The organism is Achromobacter aegrifaciens (assembly GCF_902859735.1).
GTDB lineage: Bacteria > Pseudomonadota > Gammaproteobacteria > Burkholderiales > Burkholderiaceae_B > Achromobacter > Achromobacter aegrifaciens.
In genome coordinates this window covers 24,601-42,665 of sequence record NZ_CADIJY010000003.1, presented here as the reverse complement: position 1 = coordinate 42,665, position 18,065 = coordinate 24,601, and the positions used below count along the sequence as shown (strand labels likewise).

The window sequence follows — 18,065 nt, the reverse complement described above, 5'->3', positions numbered from 1 at the left end:
TTGTCGCCGTCCTCCTCCCCCAACGCGACGCCGCTGGTCATCTGCCTGGCCGGCCCCACCGCGGCCGGCAAGAGCGCCTCCACCCTGGCGCTGGCCGAGCGCTGGCCGCTGGAAATCGTCAACGTCGATTCCGCCACGATCTATCGCGGCATGGACATCGGCACGGCCAAGCCCTCGCCCGAGGAACAGGCGCAGGTGCCGCAGCATCTGCTGGACATCCTCGACCCCATCCAGTCGTACTCCGCAGCCGACTTCGTCGCCGATGCACTGCGCCTGATAGACGAGATCCGCGCACGCGGACGCATCCCGCTGCTGGCGGGCGGCACCATGATGTACTACAAGGCGCTGCGCGACGGCCTGGACGATCTGCCGCAGGCCGATCCGGCGCTGCGCGCCGAGCTGGAAGCGCGCGCCGCCGTCCAGGGCTGGCCCGCGCTGCACGCCGAACTGGCGCAGCTGGATCCCGTCACTGCCGCACGCCTGGCGCCCAACGACAGCCAGCGCATCCAGCGCGCGCTGGAGATCTGCATGCTGTCCGGCCAGCCCATGTCGGCCCTGCTGCTGCGCAGCCAGCGTCCGCGCGACGCGACGGGCAACCAGTACCTCACCATCAGCCTGGAGCCTTCCGACCGCGCCGCGCTGCATGCCCGCATCGAGCAACGCTTCGACGCCATGCTGGACCGCGGCCTGCTCGACGAAGTCCGCGCCCTGCGCGCCAGGGGCGACCTGCATACCGGCCTGCCCTCGGTCCGTTGCGTGGGCTACCGGCAGATGTGGGCGCACCTGGACGGCGAGGTCGACCTCGCCACCGCCCGCGAACAAGGCATCGCCGCCACGCGCCAGCTGGCCAAGCGCCAGATCACCTGGCTGCGCGCGCAGCCCGAGCGCGTCATCGTCGACTGCCTGGCGGCGGATGCCGTGGCGCAAACCATAGACGCGATGGCCGTCGCGCTGGCGGGACGCGCCTAGCCAGGCGCCAGACACAAAAAAACCGCGCCGTGGCGCGGTTCTTCGTAGCGGACAGCGTGGCTTACACCACGAAGGTTTGCGCCATGCCTTCCTTCTGCTCAACGATCTCGCCCAGCGTGCTGACGGTCTCGCCCTGCTCGCGCAGCGTGGCGGCGATGGCTTCGGCCTGCGCCGGATCCACCACCAGCACCATGCCGATGCCGCAGTTGAAAACGCGGTACATCTCGGTGTCTTCGACCTGGCCCTGCTCTTGCAGCCACTGGAACAGCTTGGGCATTTCCCAGTTGGCGCGGTGCAGCTTGGCCGACAGGCCGGGCTGCAGGATGCGCGGCACGTTGTCCAGCAAGCCGCCGCCCGTGATGTGGGCCAGGCCCTTGATGCTGGTGCCGTGCTTGGCCAGGGCGGCCAGCACCTGCTTCACGTAGATGCGCGTCGGCGCCATGACCACGTCGACCATCGGCTGGCCGTGGAAATCGTCGTCGGGCTTGGCGTTGGCGCGTTCCAGGATCTTGCGCAACAGCGAATAGCCGTTGGAGTGCGCGCCGCTGGAAGCCAGGCCCAGCACCACGTCGCCGGTCTTGATCGACTGGCCGGTGATGATGGCGGACTTTTCCACCGCTCCCACCGCGAAGCCGGCCAGGTCGTACTCGCCGTCCGGATACATGCCCGGCATTTCGGCGGTTTCACCGCCGATCAGCGCGCAGCCCGACAGCTCGCAACCCTTGGCGATGCCGCCCACCACGGCCGCCGCCGTATCCACCGAAAGCTTGCCGCAGCCGAAATAGTCCAGGAAGAACAGCGGCTCCGCGCCCTGCACCAGGATGTCGTTGACGCTCATGGCGACCAGGTCGATACCCACGGTGTCGTGGCGGTTCCAGTCGAACGCCAGGCGCAGCTTGGTGCCCACGCCGTCGGTGCCCGAGACCAGCACGGGTTCCTTGTACGACTTCGGCACTTCGAACAGGCCGCCAAAGCCGCCGATACCGGCCAGCACCCCGGGACGCATGGTGCGCGCCGCAAGCGGTTTGATACGGTCGACCAGGGCGTCGCCTGCGTCGATGTCGACACCGGCATCGCGGTAGGTCATAGGGGCGGTAGGTTGATTCGTCATGAGAAATGCCGTGGGGTATGTAACAATTGCTGGGATTTTGGTGGAACGCCCTGCATTTTACGATGTTGCGGGGACTAGCAGGGATCGGCGCCGCCAAAGCGGTCCGGACGGCGACCGCGCCGGCTCGCCCGGCCAGGGCGGGCAAGAGGGGCCGGATCGGCGCAAACCCAAGCCAGCCCAGGCCCATCGACGCGACACCCTGGCCCCAGGTGGTTTAAAGTGTAGGGTTGGCCGGTATTGATTTTGTCGGTTCCGTGGTGCAAACCCCGGAGTTTCGCGCCCGGCCAGCGACGTTTTGACCCGTTGTACTGACCTGTAGCCGTATTGACCCGTACTACCCGCCTCGTTTCGGCACCCTGTAAGCTCCCATGAACCGCCAGCTGCTGCTTGACGTTCTTCCCGCGCCAGCGCCATCGCTGAACAACTATATCGCCGGCCCCAACGGGGAAGCGCTGGCGGCAGTGCGCGCGCTGCTTCCTGGCCGCGCCCTGTACATCTGGGGCGCCGCGGGCTGCGGCCGCAGCCATCTGCTGCGCGCGCTGACCGCCCGCCCCGACGCCGTCTATATCGACGCCGAGACTGGCGAAAACATGCTGCGCCGCCTGGCCGAAGCCGATTCCAAGTCGCCCATGCCCAAGTTCGTGGCGGTCGACGACGTGCACCGCATGAACGACAGCCGCCAGGCCGCCCTGTTCGCGCTCTACAACCGCTGGCGCGAATCCGCCGCCACCGGCCGCGCCTTCGCGCTGGCGCTGGCGGGCGACCGCGCTCCGCTGTCGATGCCGCTGCGCGAGGACTTGCGCACGCGCCTGGGCTGGGACCTGGTTTTCCGCCTGGACCCGCTGTCCGACGCCGACAAGCTGGCCGCCCTGTCGGCCCAGGCGGCTGCCCGCGGCATGCACCTGGCGCCCGAAATCATCAATTGGATGCTCACGCACCACGAGCGCGACATCCGCAAGCTGGCGGAGCTGATCGACGCGCTGGACCGCTATTCCCTGGCCACCGGCCGTCCCATCACCCTACCTCTGCTGCGGGCCATGCTCGCAGATCCTGATTCACAACGCACATGACCTCCCGACGTCTCGCCCTGTTCGACCTGGATCACACCCTGTTGCCGCTGGATAGCGACTACCAATGGGCCGACTATCTGGCACGCACGGGCCGCGCCGGGGATCCCGCCGAAGCCCGCCGCCAGAACGACGATCTGATGGATCGCTACAACCGCGGCGAGCTCACCGCCGAGCAGGCGGCCGAGTTCATGCTCGGCCTGCTGGCCGCGCACACGCCTTACGACCTGGCGGCCTGGCATGAAGCCTTCATGGAAGAAGTGATCCGCCCGTCCATGACGCCCGCCGCGCGCGACCTGGTGCAATCGCACCTGGAAGCCGGCGACCTGTGCGCGGTGGTCACGGCCACCAACAGCTTCGTCACCGCTCCCATCGCGCGCGCCTTCGGCGTGCCCCACCTCGTGGCCACCGACGCGGAATACCTGCGCGGGCGCTACACCGGCCGCATCCTGGGCACGCCCAGTTTCAAGGAAGGCAAGGTGGTGCGCGTCAACGACTGGCTGGCCGGCATGGGTTTGGGGCTTGCGGATTTTTCGGAATCGTTTTTCTATAGCGATTCGGTCAACGATGTACCCCTGCTGGAGAAAGTGACCCGTCCGATCGCAGCCAACCCCAGCCCCACCCTGCGCGGCATCGCCCAGGAGCGCGGCTGGCAGGTGATCGACTTGTTCGACCACATGGAAGATTCGAAGTCCTAAATGATCACTGAAACTATAAAAAAATTCGTCGGCCGACTATTCGCGCCGGCAGCCCGGGGGCCGTTGCGCATTGCGCGCGACAAGCACGGCATCGACCGCCGCAACGTCTCGCGCCACGCGATCAAGGTCTGCGAGGTGCTGCGCCAGCACGGCTATGACGCCTACATCGTCGGCGGCGCCGTGCGCGACCTGATCGTGGGCCTGGAGCCCAAGGACTTCGACGTGGCCACCAACGCCACGCCCGAGCAGATCCGTCCGCTGTTCCGCCGCGCCCGCATCATCGGCCGCCGCTTCCAGCTGGTGCACGTGGTCTTCGGCCAGGAAATCATCGAAACCTCCACCTTCCGCGCCCCCGCCTCGGAAGACCAGGAGACCGACGAACACGGCCGCATCCTGCGCGACAACGTGTTCGGTTCGCACGAAGAAGACGCGGCGCGCCGCGACTTCACCATGAACGCGCTCTACTACGACCCGCACAACGAGGAAGTCATCGACTTCCACAACGGCGTGGCCGACCTGAAAAAGCGCCAGGTCCGCATCATCGGCGACCCGACCAAGCGCTACCGCGAAGACCCGGTCCGCATGCTGCGCGCCGTGCGCTTCGCCGCCAAGCTGAACGGCACCATCGACCCGGCCACGCGCCAGCCCATCAGCACCATGGCCGAGCTCATCGAGAACGTGCCGGCCTCGCGCCTGTTCGACGAAATGCTCAAGCTGCTGACCTGCGGCCATGCCATGGACTGCCTGCGCCAGCTGCGCGCCGACGGCCTGCACAAGGGCCTCTTGCCCCTGCTGGACGTGGTGCTCGAGCAACCCGGCGGCGAGCATTTCGTGGAGCTTGCGCTGGAACGCACCGACGCGCGCGTGCGCTCGGGCAAGACCATCAGCCCCAGCTTCCTGTTCGCCGCGCTGCTGTGGCAACAGGTGGAAGCGCGCTGGAAGCAGCTGCGCGCGCAGGGCGAGCACACCATCCCCGCCCTGTCGCAAGCCGCCGATTCGGTGCTGGACGAACAGACCGAAAAGCTCGCCATCCAGCGCCGCTTCTCGTCCGACATGCGCGAGATCTGGTTCATGCAGCCACGTTTCGAGCGCCGCATGGGCAAGACCATCTACCGCATGATCGAACAGCCGCGCTTCCGCGCCGCCTGCGACTTCCTGCAACTGCGCGCCGCCGCCGGCGAGTTCGACAGCGTGCTGGCGCAATGGTGGATGGACCTGGCCAACGCCGACGACGTCACCCGCAGCGAGATGATCGAAGAGGTGTCCCGCCAACCGCGCGATGCCGGCGACGCCCCCTCCGCCCCGCGCAAGCGCCGCCGTCCGCGCCGTTCGCCCTCGCGTGGCACGCCGCCCGCAGCGGGTTAAGTCATGACCGCTCCTGTGCGCGCCTACGTCGCGCTGGGCGCCAATCTGGGCGACGGCGCAGCCACGCTGCGCAGTGTCCTGGCTGAATTGCAGGAAACCGGCGGCATCGCCGCGGTGGCGGCATCGCCGTTCTACCGCAGCGCGCCGGTCGAAGCCACCGGCCCCGACTTCGTCAACGCCGTGGCGGCGCTGGACACGCATCTGACCCCGCTGGCCCTGCTGGATGCGCTGCAGGCGCTGGAAAACCGGCACGGCCGCGAGCGCCCCTACAAGAATGCGCCGCGCACGCTGGATCTGGACCTGCTGCTGTACGGCGACACCGTGCTGGACCATGAGCGGCTGACGCTGCCCCACCCTCGCATGCACCTGCGCGCCTTCGTGCTGCTGCCCCTGCGCGACCTGGCTCCCGGCCTGGCGCTGCAAGGCAAGCCCATCGGCGACTGGATCGCCGCGATCCACGACCAGCCGATAACGCGCATCGCGGACTGAACGCCGGCGGCCAAGCCCGCCCGCTATTCCTTCGGCGCGTAGGCCATCAGCACGCGCTCCACGTCCTCGACCTGCGGCAGGCCCGCTTCATTGCCCAGATGCTGGATCTTGTGGGCCGAAGCCGCGCGCGCAAAGGTGAAGTGCTCCGCCCACGGCAGTTCCGGCCGGTTCAGATAGGACCAGACGTAGGCGCCGTGGAACACGTCCCCGGCCCCCGAGGTATCGACAATGCTGGCGGCCGGCACGTCCAGCGCGGGCAGGACATCCACCGTTCCCGTCTCGTCGTACCAGAGCATGCCGCGCTCGCCCATGGTGACCGCGCCGATGCGGCAGCCGCGCGCCTTCAGCAGTTCCAGCAGGCCTGACGGCGCAAGCCCCAATTGTTCGCACATGCGCTCCGCGCAGACCGCCACGTCGACGTGGCGCAGCAGCTCGTCGGTGTTCTCGCGCACGCCGCCGCCATCGAGCGAGGTCAGCACGCCCGCCTGCCGACACGCCTGCGCGTAATGCAGGGCGGCGTCGGGCTGATGCCCGTCCAGGTGCAAGGCACGGTAGCCGCCGATGTCCAGCCGCGGAAAGTCGTTCAGGTAGTCCACGTCGCGCGCACGCACGATGGCGCGCTTGCCGTGATTGGGCATGATGAAGGACAGGGACGAACGGCTCACTTTGCGCGCATGCAGCGACACCCCGTGCGCCGCCGCCATGTCCGTGTACATGTGGCCCAGCCAATCCGATGCCAGCGAGCAGATCAGGTCCGGCGGCGTGCCCAGCCGCGCGCAGGCGAACGCGGCCGTCACCGCGTTGCCGCCGAAGGACACCGCGTAGTCGCGCGCCACGCTTTTTTCATCGCCCGTGGGCCATTCGTCCGCCAGCACGGTGACGTCGATATAAGTGTGTCCGATGAAGAGCGCTTCGCCCATGGAGCTGCCGGAAAGTAGTGATCGGAACCGGCCTAGACGCCGGTGGTTTCGCCCGCCTGCGCCAGCACCAGCCGCGCGCGTGCGATGACTGGGGCGTCGACCATTTTGCCGTCCAGCATGAAGGTGCCGGCCGAAGTGTCGCGATGCGTGGCGATGACGCGGCGCGCCCATGCCAATTCCTGCGCGGCGGGCACGAAGGCCGCGTGGATCACCGGCACTTGCGTGGGGTGGATGCACAGCATGCCGCCAAAGCCCATCTGCTGCGCGCGGCCGGCGGCATGCGCCAGCCCGGCCTGGTCCTGGATGCCGGGAAACACGCCGTCCAGCGCGGGCGCCAGTCCGGCCGCGCGGCTATGCAGCAGCACCTGCACGCGCGCCTGGTCCAGCACGGTTTGCGCCCCCGGCGTATCGGGCGTCAGTCCCAGGTCCAGGCCGTAGTCCAGACTGCCGAAGGCCAGGCGCTCCACGCCGGGCGTGGCGGCGACTTCCGCAACGTTGAGGATGCCTTGGGCGGTCTCCAGGATGGGAATCACCCGCAGGCCCGCCTGGACCACGTGGCGCACCTGAGCCAGGCTCTCGGCCTTGGGCAGCAGCACTCCGGCCACCCCGGGCTTGCCGCGACAGGCCTTGAGGTCGTCGTCGTGCCAGGAGGTGGAGGCATCATTGATACGCACCCACAGCCGCGCGCGGGGATTCGTCCCCAGGAAATCGCACAGCGCTTCCCGGGCGGCCGCCTTGGCCAGATGCTCCACCGCGTCTTCCAGATCGACGATGACGGCGTCAGCCCCCGCGGCCAGCGCCTTGGGGATGCGCTCGGGGCGCGACGCCGGCACGAACAGCGCGCTACGGACAACGGGATGCGTCACACGACCTCCGATGCATGGAACTGCGCCACCTGATCGGGCGCGTATCCCAATGATGCTAGCACCGCATCGGTGTTTTGGCCCACCGCAGGCACTGCGGCCATGCGCGGCGCGAAGGCGTTGCTGCTGGCTGGAGGCAGCAGCGCGGGCAGAACGCCTGCGGGACTCTCCACCTGGCTCCAGCGGCCGCGGGCCTGCAGCTGCGGATGGGCCCATACGCCGGCCATGTCGTTGACGCGCGCGTTGGCGATCTGCGCGTCCTCCAGCCGCTGCGTCACCTGTTCGATGGACAGGTCGGCGAAGGCGGCCACGATCAGCGCGCGCAAGTCGTCGCGGTTGGCGGTGCGCAGCGAATTGGAGATGAAGCGCGGGTCTTCCGCGAGTTCCGCCTGGCGCAGCACCTGGGCGCAGAACACGCGCCATTCGCGCTCGTTCTGCAGGCCCAGCATGATGGTGGCGCCGTCGCCCACGGGGAACGGCCCGTAGGGATAAATGGAGGCGTGGGCCGCGCCCGCGCGCACGGGCGGCGTGGCGCCGTCGAAGGCGTAGTACATGGGGAATCCCATCCACTCCACCATGCTCTCCAGCATGGAAACGTCCAGGCGGCTGCCCAGGCCCGTTTTCTGCCGCAGCAGCAGGGCGTTCAGGATCGCGGAATAGGCGTACATGCCGGCCGCGATGTCGGCGATGGAGCAACCGGCCTTGACCGGATCGTCCTTGGTGCCGGTCACCGACAGGAAGCCGCTTTCGCTCTGGATCAGCAGGTCGTAGGCCTTCTTGTCCTGGTAGGGCCCGCCTTCGCCATAGCCCGAGATATCGCAGACAATCAGACGCGGATACTTCTTGTGCAGGGCGTCAAACGACAGCCCCAGACGCGCGGCGGCGCCGGGCGCCAGGTTCTGCACCAGCACGTCGGCCGTTTCCAGCAGACGCTCCATGACGCCGCCGGCCTCCTCGCGCTTGAGGTCCAGCGTCAGGCTTTCCTTGGACCGGTTGGTCCAGACGAAATGCGAGGACAGGCCGCGCACGCGCTCGTCGTAGCCGCGGGCGAAGTCCCCGCCGCCGGGACGTTCGATCTTGATGACGCGCGCGCCCATGTCCGCGAGCTGGCGGGTGCAGAACGGCGCGGCGATCGCGTGCTCCAGGCTGACGACGGTGATGCCGTCCAGGGGACGGGGGGCCTCTATGCTCATTCTGTAAACCTCAGTTCAGCTTGGTGGGCCAGCGTGCCGTCCTGCTCAGCCCAGAGCTGGGCCACGCCCGGCTCGGTCAAGCGGCCGGCCACCTGGAAGGGTGCGGGCGCAATCAGCGGACGCAGGCCGCGATACGACAGGTGGGTCAGGCGCGCCTGCGGATGGGCGCGGGAGAAGGCGGCAACCATCTCGGTGGCGATGAGCGGGCCGTGCACCACCAGCCCGGGATAGCCCTCGGTGCCCGTCACGTAGGGATGGTCGTAGTGGATGCGATGGCCGTTGAAGGTCACCGCCGAGTAGCGGAACAGCAGCACCGGCGACGGCTCAACGGTATCGCGCCACTGCGCCTGCGGCGCGGGCTCGCTGCCCGTGAGCTTGGGCGGCGTCGGCTGCCGATAGACGATGTCCTGCTCCTCGTGGATGGCGACCTCGCCTTCCTGGCGGAACTCGTGGCGCACGGTCACGAACAGCAGTGCGCCAGTGCGCCCTGCCTTTTCCTTGACATCGATCACCGTGGATTCGCGCTCCGCGGGCACGCCGACCAACAGCGGCCGGCGGAACTCGACCCGGCCGCCCGCCCACATGCGGTTGCGGTCCTGGGCCGGCGGCAAAAAGCCGCCGCGCGCCGGATGGCCATCCGTCCCCAGCCCGCCCATGTCCACCGTGGAAATGAAGAACGCCCATTGCCACAGCGGCGGCAAAGCATCGCCCTGGACCGGCGCCGGACCGCCCAGGGTTGCCGCGATGCGCGCGGCGTGGCCAGGATCCATGGCGTCCGCCCTGCGTTCGCCGCTGCCGATCCAGGCGGCCGGATCTGTAGATGTCATGCCGATATCCTCTGCTGGGGTTTTTACAGACTGAAGCATGCCCGCAAGCCGTCCCGCTTGTGAATTCGTTTTTGCTCAAGGCGGGGTTTGCGCTGCCTGAATCGCACCCCTGCCTCCCGGCCCGACGCCTCGCGCCGTAATATATGGCCCATGCACTTCGACCTCGCCGACCTACGCCTGTTCATCCACATCGCCGAATCCCCCAGCCTGACCCAGGCTGCCAAGCGGGCGCACCTGTCCCTGGCAGCCGTCAGCGTGCGCATCAAGGCGCTGGAGAACCAGCTCAATACCCGCCTCCTGTACCGCGACAGCCGCGGAGTGGAGATCACGCCTGCGGGCCAGAAGCTGCTGCAGCACGCGCGCGTCATCATGCGCCAGGTGGACCACCTGAAACATGACTTCCAGGAGCAGGCCGACGGCGACGCCGGCCACATCCGCATCTTCGCCAACACCACGGCGGTCACGGAATTCATGCCGGACATCCTGGCGCAATTCCTGTCCGGCCACCCTGGCGTCACCGTGGACCTGCAGGAACGCCTGACCCGCGACATCGTGCGCGGCGTGCTGGACGGCACCACCGACCTGGGCATTGTGGCCGGCCCGGTGGATGCGCCCGAATTGCAGACCATCCACTTCAGCACCGACAAGCTAGTGCTGGTGGTGCCCAATGGCCACCCGCTGCAGGATCAGGAAAAGATCAAGCTGGCCGAGGCGGTGCGCTACCCCTTCATCACCATGCACGAAGGTTCCACCCTGGTCGCCTTCCTGCGCGACCAGCTGGAACAGGTGGGCCAGCGCCTGCCCCAGCGCATCCAGCTCTACAGCTTCGATTCCATCTGCCGGATGGTGCAGGCGGGCGTGGGCATCGGCGTCATCCCCGACTCCGCCGCGCGGCGCTATGGCGCCGACATGAAGCTGCGCGTGGTCGAATTGGACGAGCCCTGGGTGGTGCGCGAACGCAAGCTACTGGTGCGCGACATCGACGCTCTGCCGGGTTGCGCGCGCGAACTCATAGAACAGATCCAGGCGGCGCGGACGCCCTGACGGCCGTCTGCAAAGCTCAGGCGCCGGTGAACGCCGGCGGGCGCTTCTGCGCGAACGCCCGCATGCCTTCCAGGTAGTCGTCGGTGTAGCCCAGTTCGCGCTGCAAGCGGCATTCCAGATCGAACTGCTGCGCCAGCGTGTTGCCGCTGGACGCGTGCAGCGCCGCCTTGGTAGCCGCATAGGCGCGCGTAGGTCCGGCCGCCAGCGTATCGGCGACTTCGGCCAGCGTGTCCGCCAGCGCGGCGTCTGGCACCACACGCCAGATCAGGCCCCAGGCTTCCGCCTGCCTGGCGCTGAGCGCTTCGCCGAACAGCGCGGCGCCCATGGCCCGCGCAGAGCCCACCAAACGCGGCAGGAACCAGGTGCCGCCGGCATCCGGCAGCAGGCCGATCTTGCTGAAGGCCTGAATGAAGCGCGCCGACTCCCCTGCGAACACCACGTCGCAAGCCAGCGCCAGGCTGGCGCCTGCGCCGGCCGCGACGCCGTTCATCACGCACACCACCGGCACCGGCAAGTTACGCAGCCGGGTGATCAGCGGTCGGTAGCACTGCTCAAGAATCAGGCTCAGGTCGCGACGTGCTCCGTCCTCAGCCGGCTTGCGCTCGCCCAGGTCCTGCCCAGCGCAAAAGCCCCGGCCCGCGCCCGTGATGATCAGTCCGCGCAGGCCGCTGTCCGCCTCCATGGCATCCAGCGCCCGCGCCAGCTCTGCATGCATGACTTCCGTGAAACTGTTCAGCCGGTCGGGCCGGTTCAGTGTGATGACGCCCACGCCCCGCTCCAGCGTGAAGCGGATCTGGGTGTAGCCGCCTTCGACCTGAGTCGTCGCCGCTGCGCTCATGCCAGTTCCTCCAGCACCGCCAGTTGTTCGGCCGTATCGCCCAGCAGCTGGTCCACGACGGTCAGCCGTTTGAAGTAATCGCCCACGTCCAGCTCGTCGGTCATGCCCATGCCGCCATGCAGCTGCACCGCCAGTTGCGCCACCAGGCGTCCGGCGCGCGCGGCTTCCAACTTCGCGGAGGCGATCATGCGGCGGCGCTGCGCAGCGTCGGTTTCGGTCAGCGCCGCCACTGCCACATAAGCCATGGACAAAGCCAGTTCCTTGGCCACCAGCATTTCCGCCAGGCGATGCTGCAAGGCCTGGAACGAGGCCAGCGGTTGGCCGAACTGCTTGCGCGCCTTCAGGTAGTCGACGGTGATTTCCAGCAGCCGCTCCATTGCGCCCGCGGCGTGCGCGCATAGCGCGGCCGTGCCCCATTGCAAGGACTGCGCCAGCGCCTGGTCGGCGGCGGTCCCTTGCGCCAGCAAGGCCTCGGGCGCCAGATTGACCGCGTTCAGATCCAGCCGGGCGCAGCGCGCGCCGTCCAGCGTGGGCGTATCGGTGATCCTCACGCCTGCCGTATCCGCCGGCACCGCCAGCAACAGGGTCTCGCCCCCGTCGCCGCGCGCGCTGACCAGCCACGCGGTGGCCGCCGCGCCGTGCCAGACCAGATGCTTGGCGCCGTCCAGCCGCCAGCCATCGGCAGTCTTGCTGGCGCGGCAATCGCGCGGATCGGTGTCGTAGCGGCGGCCGGGCTCCTGGTACGCCACGCTGACCACGGCGTCGCCCGAGGCGATGGCCGGCAGCCACAAGCCGCGCGCTTCGCCGCCGCAGGCTTCGATCAGCGCCGCGCCCATGACCGCGCTGGGAATGACCGGCTCGGACACCAATCCGCGTCCCAGTTCCACGTGCACGGGCAGCAGGCTGGCGGGCACTTCGCCGAAGCCGCCGAAATCCTGCGGGATGGTCAGGCCCAGAACGCCCAGTTCAGCCAGCGCGGCCCAGGCGTCGGCATCCAGCTTGCCCGCCGCCTGCCGGGCCCGGCGGCGCGCGTGCGTCCATTCCTGGTCCACCAGTCGCCGCAGGCTGTCGGCCAGCATGCGTTGTTCTTCGGTATAGATGAAATCCATGCGTCGTCTTCCTGTCGGGTTGCGCGAGGCCGGGCCTACAGGCCCAGCACCAGGCGGGCGATGATGCCCTTCTGCACTTCGGTGGTGCCGCCGTAGATCGAGGTCTTGCGCATGTCGGCATAGCCGGCGCCGGCCGCAGCCGCCAGTTCCGGCCCAGGACCGCTGTATCCATGGTCTGCCTGCAGCCAATCGGGGTCATAGGGCCAGGCGTCCGGCCCCGCCACCTCCATCTGCAGCATGGCCAGGTCCTGCTGGATCTCGGAGCCGCGGATCTTCAGCACCGACGCTTCCGGCCCCGGCGTGCCGTCGTTGCTGGAGGCCACACGCAGCAGCAGCATTTCCAGCGCCATGATGTCCACCTCGATGCGCGAGATGCGGTCGCGGAACCGGCTGTCGGCCAGCAGGGGCTTGCCCCGGGACTGCGCCTGCACCGCCATGTGCTTGAGCACGCCCAGTTCGCGGTGGCAATGGCCCAGGCCTGCGATGCCGGTGCGCTCGTGGCCCAGCAGGTACTTGGCATAGGTCCAGCCCTGGTTCTCCACGCCCACCAGGTTGGCCACGGGCACGCGCACGTTCTCCAGCCAGACCTCGTTCACGTCGTGCCCCCCATCCAGCGTGCGGATGGGGCGCACGGTCACGCCCGGCGTACGCATGTCCAGCAGCAGCATGGAGATGCCGCGCTGCGCGCGGGCCTCGGGGTCGGTGCGGACCAGGCAGAACATCCAATCGGCGTACTGAGCCAGGGTGGTCCAGGTCTTCTGGCCGTTGACGACGTATTCGTCGCCGTCGCGCACGGCGCGGGTCGAGAGCGAGGCCAGATCGGACCCCGACCCCGGTTCGGAATAGCCCTGGCACCACCAGTCCTCCACGCGGATGATGCGAGGCAAGAGGCGCGCCTGCTGCTCGGCGCTGCCGTACTTCATCAGGACCGGGCCGATCATGGACAGGCCGAATGGCAACAGGCGCGGCGCGCCGGCCTTGAAACATTCGACCTCGAAGATCAGCCGCTGCAAGGCATTCCAGCCGGTGCCGCCATGCTCGACCGGCCAGTTCGGCGCGCCCCAGCCCTGGTCGGCCAGGATGTTATGCCAGCGCACGTAGTCCTCGCGCTCCAGCCGCTGGTGGCGCAGCACCTTGTCGCGTATGTCCTGCGGCAGCTTGTCCGTGGCGAAGGCGCGCACTTCTTCGCGGAATAGCCGCTCCTGCGGCGTCCAGGTCAGATTCATGGTCGGGCTCCTTTTCCGATATCTAGCCACGCGGGGGCACGCCGGACAATCTGCCTCTTCCGAAGACGGGCTTCGCGCAGGACATAGGGCGCCCCACTACGGGCCGGCAGAAGGCCAGCTTCAGCAATGAAGAATGGCCGAACCCGCCGCCAGTGCCGACACTTGCAAGCGTCATCCACTGGAACCCGTAGGCATCATGACCGTTCCCGATCAGCAGGCCGTCGCGCCGCAAGGCGTCGAGGCGCAATACCGCCAGGCGCTGGACCAAGGCCGCTTCCTCATCCAGCATTGCGCGGGCTGCAACCGCGCCGTGTTCTACCCCCGCATGATCTGCCCGCATTGCGGCGCGGACAAACTCGCCTGGACCGAGCCCGACGGGCGCGGCGAGGTCTATTCCACCACCGTGGTGCGCCGCAAGCCCGAGGCGGGCGGCGACTACAACGTGGCGCTGATAGACCTGCAGGAAGGCGTCAGGCTGATGAGCCGCGTCGAAGGCGTGGCGCCGGACGCCGTGCATATCGGCATGGCGGTGCGCGCGCAGGTGGCGCAGCAGGACGGCCGCGGCCTCCTGATCTTCCGACCCAACCAGGAGGCGCAATGACGCTGAACGATCTGCGCGGCGCCGTGGCAGTGGCCGGCGTGGGCCACGCGGGCCTGGGCCAGGCCGCGGGCTACACCGAAATGGAAATCCTGGTGCAGGCCGCGCAGCGCGCGGTGGCAGACGCCGGCCTCACCATGCGCGACATCGACGGCATCTGCACCGCCAGCGTGGCCGCGCCCATGTGGGCCATGCCGGTCATCGAACACCTGGGCATCCGCCCCAGCTTCATCGACAGCACCATGCTGGGCGGCTCCAGCTTCGTCGCGCACCTGCTGCCCGCGCTGCACGCGCTGGCATCCGGCCAGTGCAACGCGGTGCTGGTCTGCTATGGCAGCACGCAGCGCACTTCCACCTTGAGCCGCGCCGAGATCGGCCGGGTCCGCAAGCAGTTCGATCCACAGCCGTACGAAACGCCCTACGAGCCGCTGAGTCCCCTGTCCTCCTACGCGCTGGCGGCCGCGCGCCACATGCATCAATACGGTACGCGTCGCGAGCACCTGGCACAGGTGGCGCTGGCCGCCAACCAATGGGCCCAGCTGAATCCCGAAGCGCAATTGCGCGAACCCGCCACGCTGGACCAGATCCTCTCGGCCCGCATGGTGTCCGATCCCTTGAGCGTGCGCGATTGCTGCCTGGTCACCGACGGCGCCGGCGCCTACGTGCTGGTGCGCGCCGAGCGCGCCCGCGACCTGCCGCGTCCGCCGGTCTACGTGCTGGGCAACGCCACCGCGGTCTGGAACCGCCAGATCTCGTCCATGGAAGACCTGACCGTGACCGCCGCGGCCGAGTCCGGCAAGCGGGCCTTCGAGATGGCAGGCGTTGCGCCCCGGGACATCGACGTGGTGGAACTGTACGACGCCTTCACCATCAACACCCTGCTGTTCCTGGAAGACCTGGGCTTCTGCGCCAAGGGCGAAAGCAAGGACTTCATCGCGGGCGGCGCCATCGCCCCTGGCGGCGCGCTGCCGGTCAACACCAACGGCGGCGGGCTGTGCTGCGTGCATCCCGGCATGTACGGCGTCTTCATCATGATCGAGGCCGTCCGCCAGCTGCGCCGCGAATGCGGCGCGCGCCAGGTCGCCGATGCGCATCTGGCCTTGGTGCACGGCAACGGCGGCACCCTGTCCAGCCAATCCACCGCCATCCTGGGCACCCAGGCCACGCTTTGAGCGACGCAACCATGTCCCCGGCAGCCCCTCTTACCCGCATCCATCAATTGCTGGCGCAGCAAGCCGGCCAGCGGCCCGACGCCACCTTTCTGTACGAGGAAGGCGGCGGCAAACTGAGCTACGCGCAGTTCTGGCGGCGCGTGCAGGCCGCGGCCGCATGGCTCGAAGAACAGGGCGTACGTCCCGGGCACCGCGTGCTGATCGCCGGTGAAAACTGCGCCGCCATGGTCGCCGCGTTGTTTGCCTGCAGCGTGGCGGGCGCCTGGCCGGTGGGCGTGAACGCGCGCCTGTCCGCGCGCGAGATCGACGCCATCCGCGTTCACGCGCAGCCCGAACTGCTGCTCTACACCAGCGGCGTCTCGCCCGCCGCCGCAGCCCATGCCGAGCACGCCGGCGCCGCCGATGCCGACCCGGACGTCTGGGGCCCAGGCATGCAGACCGCAAGAGCGGATGCGCCCACGCAGGCCGAAACTGACGACACGGCCGCGGAAGTGGCCACCGTGATCTACACGTCCGGCACCACGGGCGCGCCCAAGGGCGTCCTCGTGCCGCACCGCGGCCTGCTGCATTTCGCCCGCGTGTCCGCCGCCTCGCGCCGCCTGACGCCGCAGGACATCGGCTACGCCGCACTGCCCATGTCGCACATCTTCGGCATCGCCACCGTGCTGATGGCCACGGTGCACGCCGGCGCCAGCCTGGTGCTGCGCAGCCGCTTCGACGCCGCCGACGCCTTCAAGGCCCTGGCCCATCCCGGCGTCAGCATCCTGCAGGGCGTGCCCACCATGTTCAGCCGCATGATGGCCGTGGCGCCGCCGCGCGCGGAGCTGCGGGCCCCTGCCCTGCGCTACCTGTACACGGGCGGCGCCGCGCTGGATCCCACGCTAAAGCGCGACGCCGAGCGCTATTTCGGCGTCGCCATGCACCACGGCTACGGCATCACCGAATACGCGGGCTCCATGTTTGTCACCCGCATCGATGCGCCGCGCAGCGACTGCTCGGCCGGCCATGCGGTCGAAGGCGTGGAAATGCGGATCGGCAACCCCGACAACGGCGCGCCCGCACCCGGAGAGCGCGGCGACATCCTGATCCGCGGCCCGGGCGTCATGCTGGGCTACTACCGCAGTCCCGAACAAACGGCGCAGGCGCTGCTGCCCGGCGGCTGGCTCAACACCGGCGACATCGGCTACGTCGACGAACAGGGCGCGCTGTACATCGCAGGACGCTCCAAGGACTTGATCATCCGCTCCGGCTTCAATGTCTATCCGCTGGAAGTCGAATCCGTCATCAACGCGTTCCCCGGCGTGCGCCTGTCGGCCGTGGTCGGGCGCCCCACCGCCGACCAGAACGAAGAAGTCATCGCCTTCGTCGAGCCCTTGCCCGGCGCCACCGTGAACACCAACCTGCTGATGCTGCATCTGCGCGCACAGCTGGCGCCGTACAAGCGGCCCGCCCGCATCATCCCCATCGACACCATTCCCACCACCGTCAGCGGCAAGATCCTCAAGCAGCCGCTGAAAGAAAGGCTGGCGTAGCCGCGGCTAGCTGTTCCGCTGCACGACCCGCCACTTACCCACAAGGAGACTACAGCGTGAACATCAAGACCCTGCTCGCCGCGGCCGCCGCCACGGCGGCGCTGGCCACGGCCTCAAACGCCTGGGCCGACGCCTATCCCGAACGCCCCATCCGGCTGCTGGTGGGCTATGCCCCCGGCGGCCCTGTGGACACCACCGCCCGCGTCTTCGCCAAGTACCTGGGCGACAAGCTGGGCCAGTCCGTGGTGGTGGAAAACCGCGCCGGCGCCAGCGGCATGATCGCCTCCGACGCCACCGCCAAGGCCGCGCCCGACGGCTACATGCTGGGCTTCGCCGCCAGCCCCACCCTCACCATGTCGCCGCTGGTACAGCGCAGCACGCTGTTCGATCCGCGCAAGGACTTCTCGTTGATCGGGCTGGTGGTGGACTACGCCAACGTTCTGCTGATCGGCCCGCAGATCCCAGCCAAGAACGTCAGCGAATTGGTCACCTACGCCCGCGCCCATCCGGATGCCGTGTCGTTCGGTTCCGCCGGCATCGGCGCGTCCAACCACCTGTCGGCCGAGCTGCTGAAGAAGCAGGCGGGCGCGCCCATGCTGCACGTGCCCTACCGCGGCAACTCGCCTGCCATGGTCGATGTGATCAGCGGCAAGATCACCTTCATGTTCGACATCACCAGCACCGCCATCCCCTTCGTCAAGAGCGGCAAAGCGCGCGCCCTGGCGGTCACGTCCAAGACCCGCAACCCCGAACTGCCCGACGTGCCCACCATGGTCGAAGCCGGCATGAAGGACTACGAAGTGGTCGGCTGGTACGCGCTGGTTGGGCCGAAGAAACTGCCCGACGCCGTCGCGGCCCGCCTGACCCGCGCGCTGAACGAAGTCTCCAGCGATCCGGCCTTCCGCCAGGCCATGACCGATGGCGGCTACACCATCAACACCGGCGACTCCAAGGCGCTGCAATCGCGCATCGACCGTGAATACGCCTTGTGGTCCGACGTCATCCAAAGCGCCAACATCCAGGCCAATTGAGTACCACCGGAGC

At 68.5% G+C, this 18,065-nt stretch carries 18 protein-coding genes; 10 read left to right on the top strand and 8 right to left on the bottom strand.

The annotated features are described in order from the left end of the window. Positions 1-969: a tRNA (adenosine(37)-N6)-dimethylallyltransferase MiaA gene (miaA, locus tag HV766_RS10195; protein WP_054457470.1), complete on the top strand. Its 969-nt coding sequence runs from the start codon at positions 1-3 to the stop codon at positions 967-969. A 61-nt stretch (positions 970-1,030) separates the two neighbouring features. Here the strand turns inward: miaA and purM are convergent, their stop codons facing one another. Next, positions 1,031-2,080: a phosphoribosylformylglycinamidine cyclo-ligase gene (purM, locus tag HV766_RS10190; RefSeq protein ID WP_054457472.1), complete on the bottom strand. Its 1,050-nt coding sequence runs from the start codon at positions 2,078-2,080 to the stop codon at positions 1,031-1,033. A gap of 368 nt (positions 2,081-2,448) precedes the next feature. On the opposite strand from purM, the gene hda reads away from it, so the two are divergent. The 4 genes from hda to HV766_RS10170 are packed head-to-tail and all read left to right on the top strand — an operon-like array spanning position 2,449 to position 5,699. Further along, complete coding sequence (hda, locus tag HV766_RS10185) at positions 2,449-3,150, top strand: DnaA regulatory inactivator Hda (protein WP_054457473.1); 702 nt, start codon at positions 2,449-2,451, stop codon at positions 3,148-3,150. Further along, on the top strand, positions 3,147-3,845 hold the full coding sequence (locus HV766_RS10180; RefSeq protein ID WP_013391641.1) for an HAD family hydrolase: 699 nt from the start codon (positions 3,147-3,149) through the stop codon (positions 3,843-3,845). Before hda ends, HV766_RS10180 begins: the two co-directional genes overlap by 4 nt. After that, complete coding sequence (gene pcnB, locus HV766_RS10175; RefSeq protein ID WP_054457475.1) at positions 3,846-5,210, top strand: polynucleotide adenylyltransferase PcnB; 1,365 nt, start codon at positions 3,846-3,848, stop codon at positions 5,208-5,210. It begins immediately after the preceding gene. Between the two features lie 3 nt (positions 5,211-5,213). Continuing rightward, on the top strand, positions 5,214-5,699 hold the full coding sequence (locus HV766_RS10170) for a 2-amino-4-hydroxy-6-hydroxymethyldihydropteridine diphosphokinase (protein ID WP_054457477.1): 486 nt from the start codon (positions 5,214-5,216) through the stop codon (positions 5,697-5,699). Between the two features lie 23 nt (positions 5,700-5,722). Here HV766_RS10170 and HV766_RS10165 read toward each other — a convergent pair whose 3' ends face one another. From HV766_RS10165 to HV766_RS10150, 4 genes are read right to left on the bottom strand one after another with little or no spacing between them, the layout of a single operon-like run. Further along, entirely contained in the window at positions 5,723-6,619 is an 897-nt protein-coding gene (locus HV766_RS10165) for a sugar kinase (protein WP_054457478.1), read from the bottom strand. Positions 6,620-6,651: 32 nt separating this feature from the next. Next, complete coding sequence (locus tag HV766_RS10160; protein WP_175181107.1) at positions 6,652-7,485, bottom strand: HpcH/HpaI aldolase/citrate lyase family protein; 834 nt, start codon at positions 7,483-7,485, stop codon at positions 6,652-6,654. Next, positions 7,482-8,675: a CaiB/BaiF CoA transferase family protein gene (locus tag HV766_RS10155; RefSeq protein ID WP_175181106.1), complete on the bottom strand. Its 1,194-nt coding sequence runs from the start codon at positions 8,673-8,675 to the stop codon at positions 7,482-7,484. The genes HV766_RS10160 and HV766_RS10155 overlap by 4 nt, the downstream gene beginning before the upstream one ends. Further along, the gene (locus HV766_RS10150; RefSeq protein ID WP_054457484.1) at positions 8,672-9,502 is read right to left on the bottom strand and encodes an HTD2 family dehydratase; all 831 of its coding nucleotides are present in this window, start codon (positions 9,500-9,502) and stop codon (positions 8,672-8,674) included. The genes HV766_RS10155 and HV766_RS10150 overlap by 4 nt, the downstream gene beginning before the upstream one ends. Before the next feature lie 150 nt (positions 9,503-9,652). Here HV766_RS10150 and HV766_RS10145 point away from each other — a divergent pair, with 150 nt between their 5' ends. Continuing rightward, positions 9,653-10,546: a LysR family transcriptional regulator gene (locus HV766_RS10145; RefSeq protein ID WP_054457486.1), complete on the top strand. Its 894-nt coding sequence runs from the start codon at positions 9,653-9,655 to the stop codon at positions 10,544-10,546. 16 nt (positions 10,547-10,562) lie between these two features. Here the strand turns inward: HV766_RS10145 and paaG are convergent, their stop codons facing one another. Genes paaG through HV766_RS10130 form a run of 3 tightly spaced genes read right to left on the bottom strand, consistent with a single transcriptional unit; the run spans position 10,563 to position 13,719 of the window. Further along, positions 10,563-11,384, bottom strand: a complete 822-nt coding sequence (gene paaG / locus HV766_RS10140) for a 2-(1,2-epoxy-1,2-dihydrophenyl)acetyl-CoA isomerase PaaG (protein WP_175181105.1) — start codon at positions 11,382-11,384, stop codon at positions 10,563-10,565. After that, complete coding sequence (locus tag HV766_RS10135; RefSeq protein ID WP_054457490.1) at positions 11,381-12,493, bottom strand: acyl-CoA dehydrogenase family protein; 1,113 nt, start codon at positions 12,491-12,493, stop codon at positions 11,381-11,383. Before HV766_RS10135 ends, paaG begins: the two co-directional genes overlap by 4 nt. 35 nt (positions 12,494-12,528) lie before the next feature. Further along, a complete protein-coding gene (locus HV766_RS10130) occupies positions 12,529-13,719 on the bottom strand; it encodes an acyl-CoA dehydrogenase family protein (RefSeq protein ID WP_119451449.1) in 1,191 nt (396 codons plus the stop codon). A gap of 196 nt (positions 13,720-13,915) precedes the next feature. Between HV766_RS10130 and HV766_RS10125 the strand changes: the two genes are divergently transcribed. Genes HV766_RS10125 through HV766_RS10110 form a run of 4 tightly spaced genes read left to right on the top strand, consistent with a single transcriptional unit; the run spans position 13,916 to position 18,052 of the window. Next, entirely contained in the window at positions 13,916-14,320 is a 405-nt protein-coding gene (locus HV766_RS10125; protein ID WP_054457618.1) for a Zn-ribbon domain-containing OB-fold protein, read from the top strand. Further along, on the top strand, positions 14,317-15,489 hold the full coding sequence (locus HV766_RS10120; RefSeq protein WP_054457495.1) for a thiolase family protein: 1,173 nt from the start codon (positions 14,317-14,319) through the stop codon (positions 15,487-15,489). Before HV766_RS10125 ends, HV766_RS10120 begins: the two co-directional genes overlap by 4 nt. A gap of 11 nt (positions 15,490-15,500) precedes the next feature. Then, positions 15,501-17,021 (top strand): class I adenylate-forming enzyme family protein, encoded by a 1,521-nt coding sequence (locus tag HV766_RS10115; protein ID WP_175181104.1) that lies wholly within the window; start codon positions 15,501-15,503, stop codon positions 17,019-17,021. 56 nt (positions 17,022-17,077) lie between these two features. Further along, on the top strand, positions 17,078-18,052 hold the full coding sequence (locus HV766_RS10110) for a Bug family tripartite tricarboxylate transporter substrate binding protein (protein WP_175181103.1): 975 nt from the start codon (positions 17,078-17,080) through the stop codon (positions 18,050-18,052). The last annotated feature ends 13 nt before the right edge of the window (positions 18,053-18,065 follow it).

Coding starts and splice junctions, on each gene's coding strand:
- purM (WP_054457472.1), bottom strand. CDS start 2,080: ATGACGAATCAACCTACCGCCCCTATGACCTACCGCGATGCCGGTGTC.
- hda (WP_054457473.1), top strand. CDS start 2,449: ATGAACCGCCAGCTGCTGCTTGACGTTCTTCCCGCGCCAGCGCCATCG.
- HV766_RS10180 (WP_013391641.1), top strand. CDS start 3,147: ATGACCTCCCGACGTCTCGCCCTGTTCGACCTGGATCACACCCTGTTG.
- pcnB (WP_054457475.1), top strand. CDS start 3,846: ATGATCACTGAAACTATAAAAAAATTCGTCGGCCGACTATTCGCGCCG.
- HV766_RS10170 (WP_054457477.1), top strand. CDS start 5,214: ATGACCGCTCCTGTGCGCGCCTACGTCGCGCTGGGCGCCAATCTGGGC.
- HV766_RS10165 (WP_054457478.1), bottom strand. CDS start 6,619: ATGGGCGAAGCGCTCTTCATCGGACACACTTATATCGACGTCACCGTG.
- HV766_RS10155 (WP_175181106.1), bottom strand. CDS start 8,675: ATGAGCATAGAGGCCCCCCGTCCCCTGGACGGCATCACCGTCGTCAGC.
- HV766_RS10150 (WP_054457484.1), bottom strand. CDS start 9,502: ATGACATCTACAGATCCGGCCGCCTGGATCGGCAGCGGCGAACGCAGG.
- HV766_RS10145 (WP_054457486.1), top strand. CDS start 9,653: ATGCACTTCGACCTCGCCGACCTACGCCTGTTCATCCACATCGCCGAA.
- paaG (WP_175181105.1), bottom strand. CDS start 11,384: ATGAGCGCAGCGGCGACGACTCAGGTCGAAGGCGGCTACACCCAGATC.
- HV766_RS10135 (WP_054457490.1), bottom strand. CDS start 12,493: ATGGATTTCATCTATACCGAAGAACAACGCATGCTGGCCGACAGCCTG.
- HV766_RS10130 (WP_119451449.1), bottom strand. CDS start 13,719: ATGAATCTGACCTGGACGCCGCAGGAGCGGCTATTCCGCGAAGAAGTG.
- HV766_RS10125 (WP_054457618.1), top strand. CDS start 13,916: ATGACCGTTCCCGATCAGCAGGCCGTCGCGCCGCAAGGCGTCGAGGCG.
- HV766_RS10120 (WP_054457495.1), top strand. CDS start 14,317: ATGACGCTGAACGATCTGCGCGGCGCCGTGGCAGTGGCCGGCGTGGGC.
- HV766_RS10115 (WP_175181104.1), top strand. CDS start 15,501: ATGTCCCCGGCAGCCCCTCTTACCCGCATCCATCAATTGCTGGCGCAG.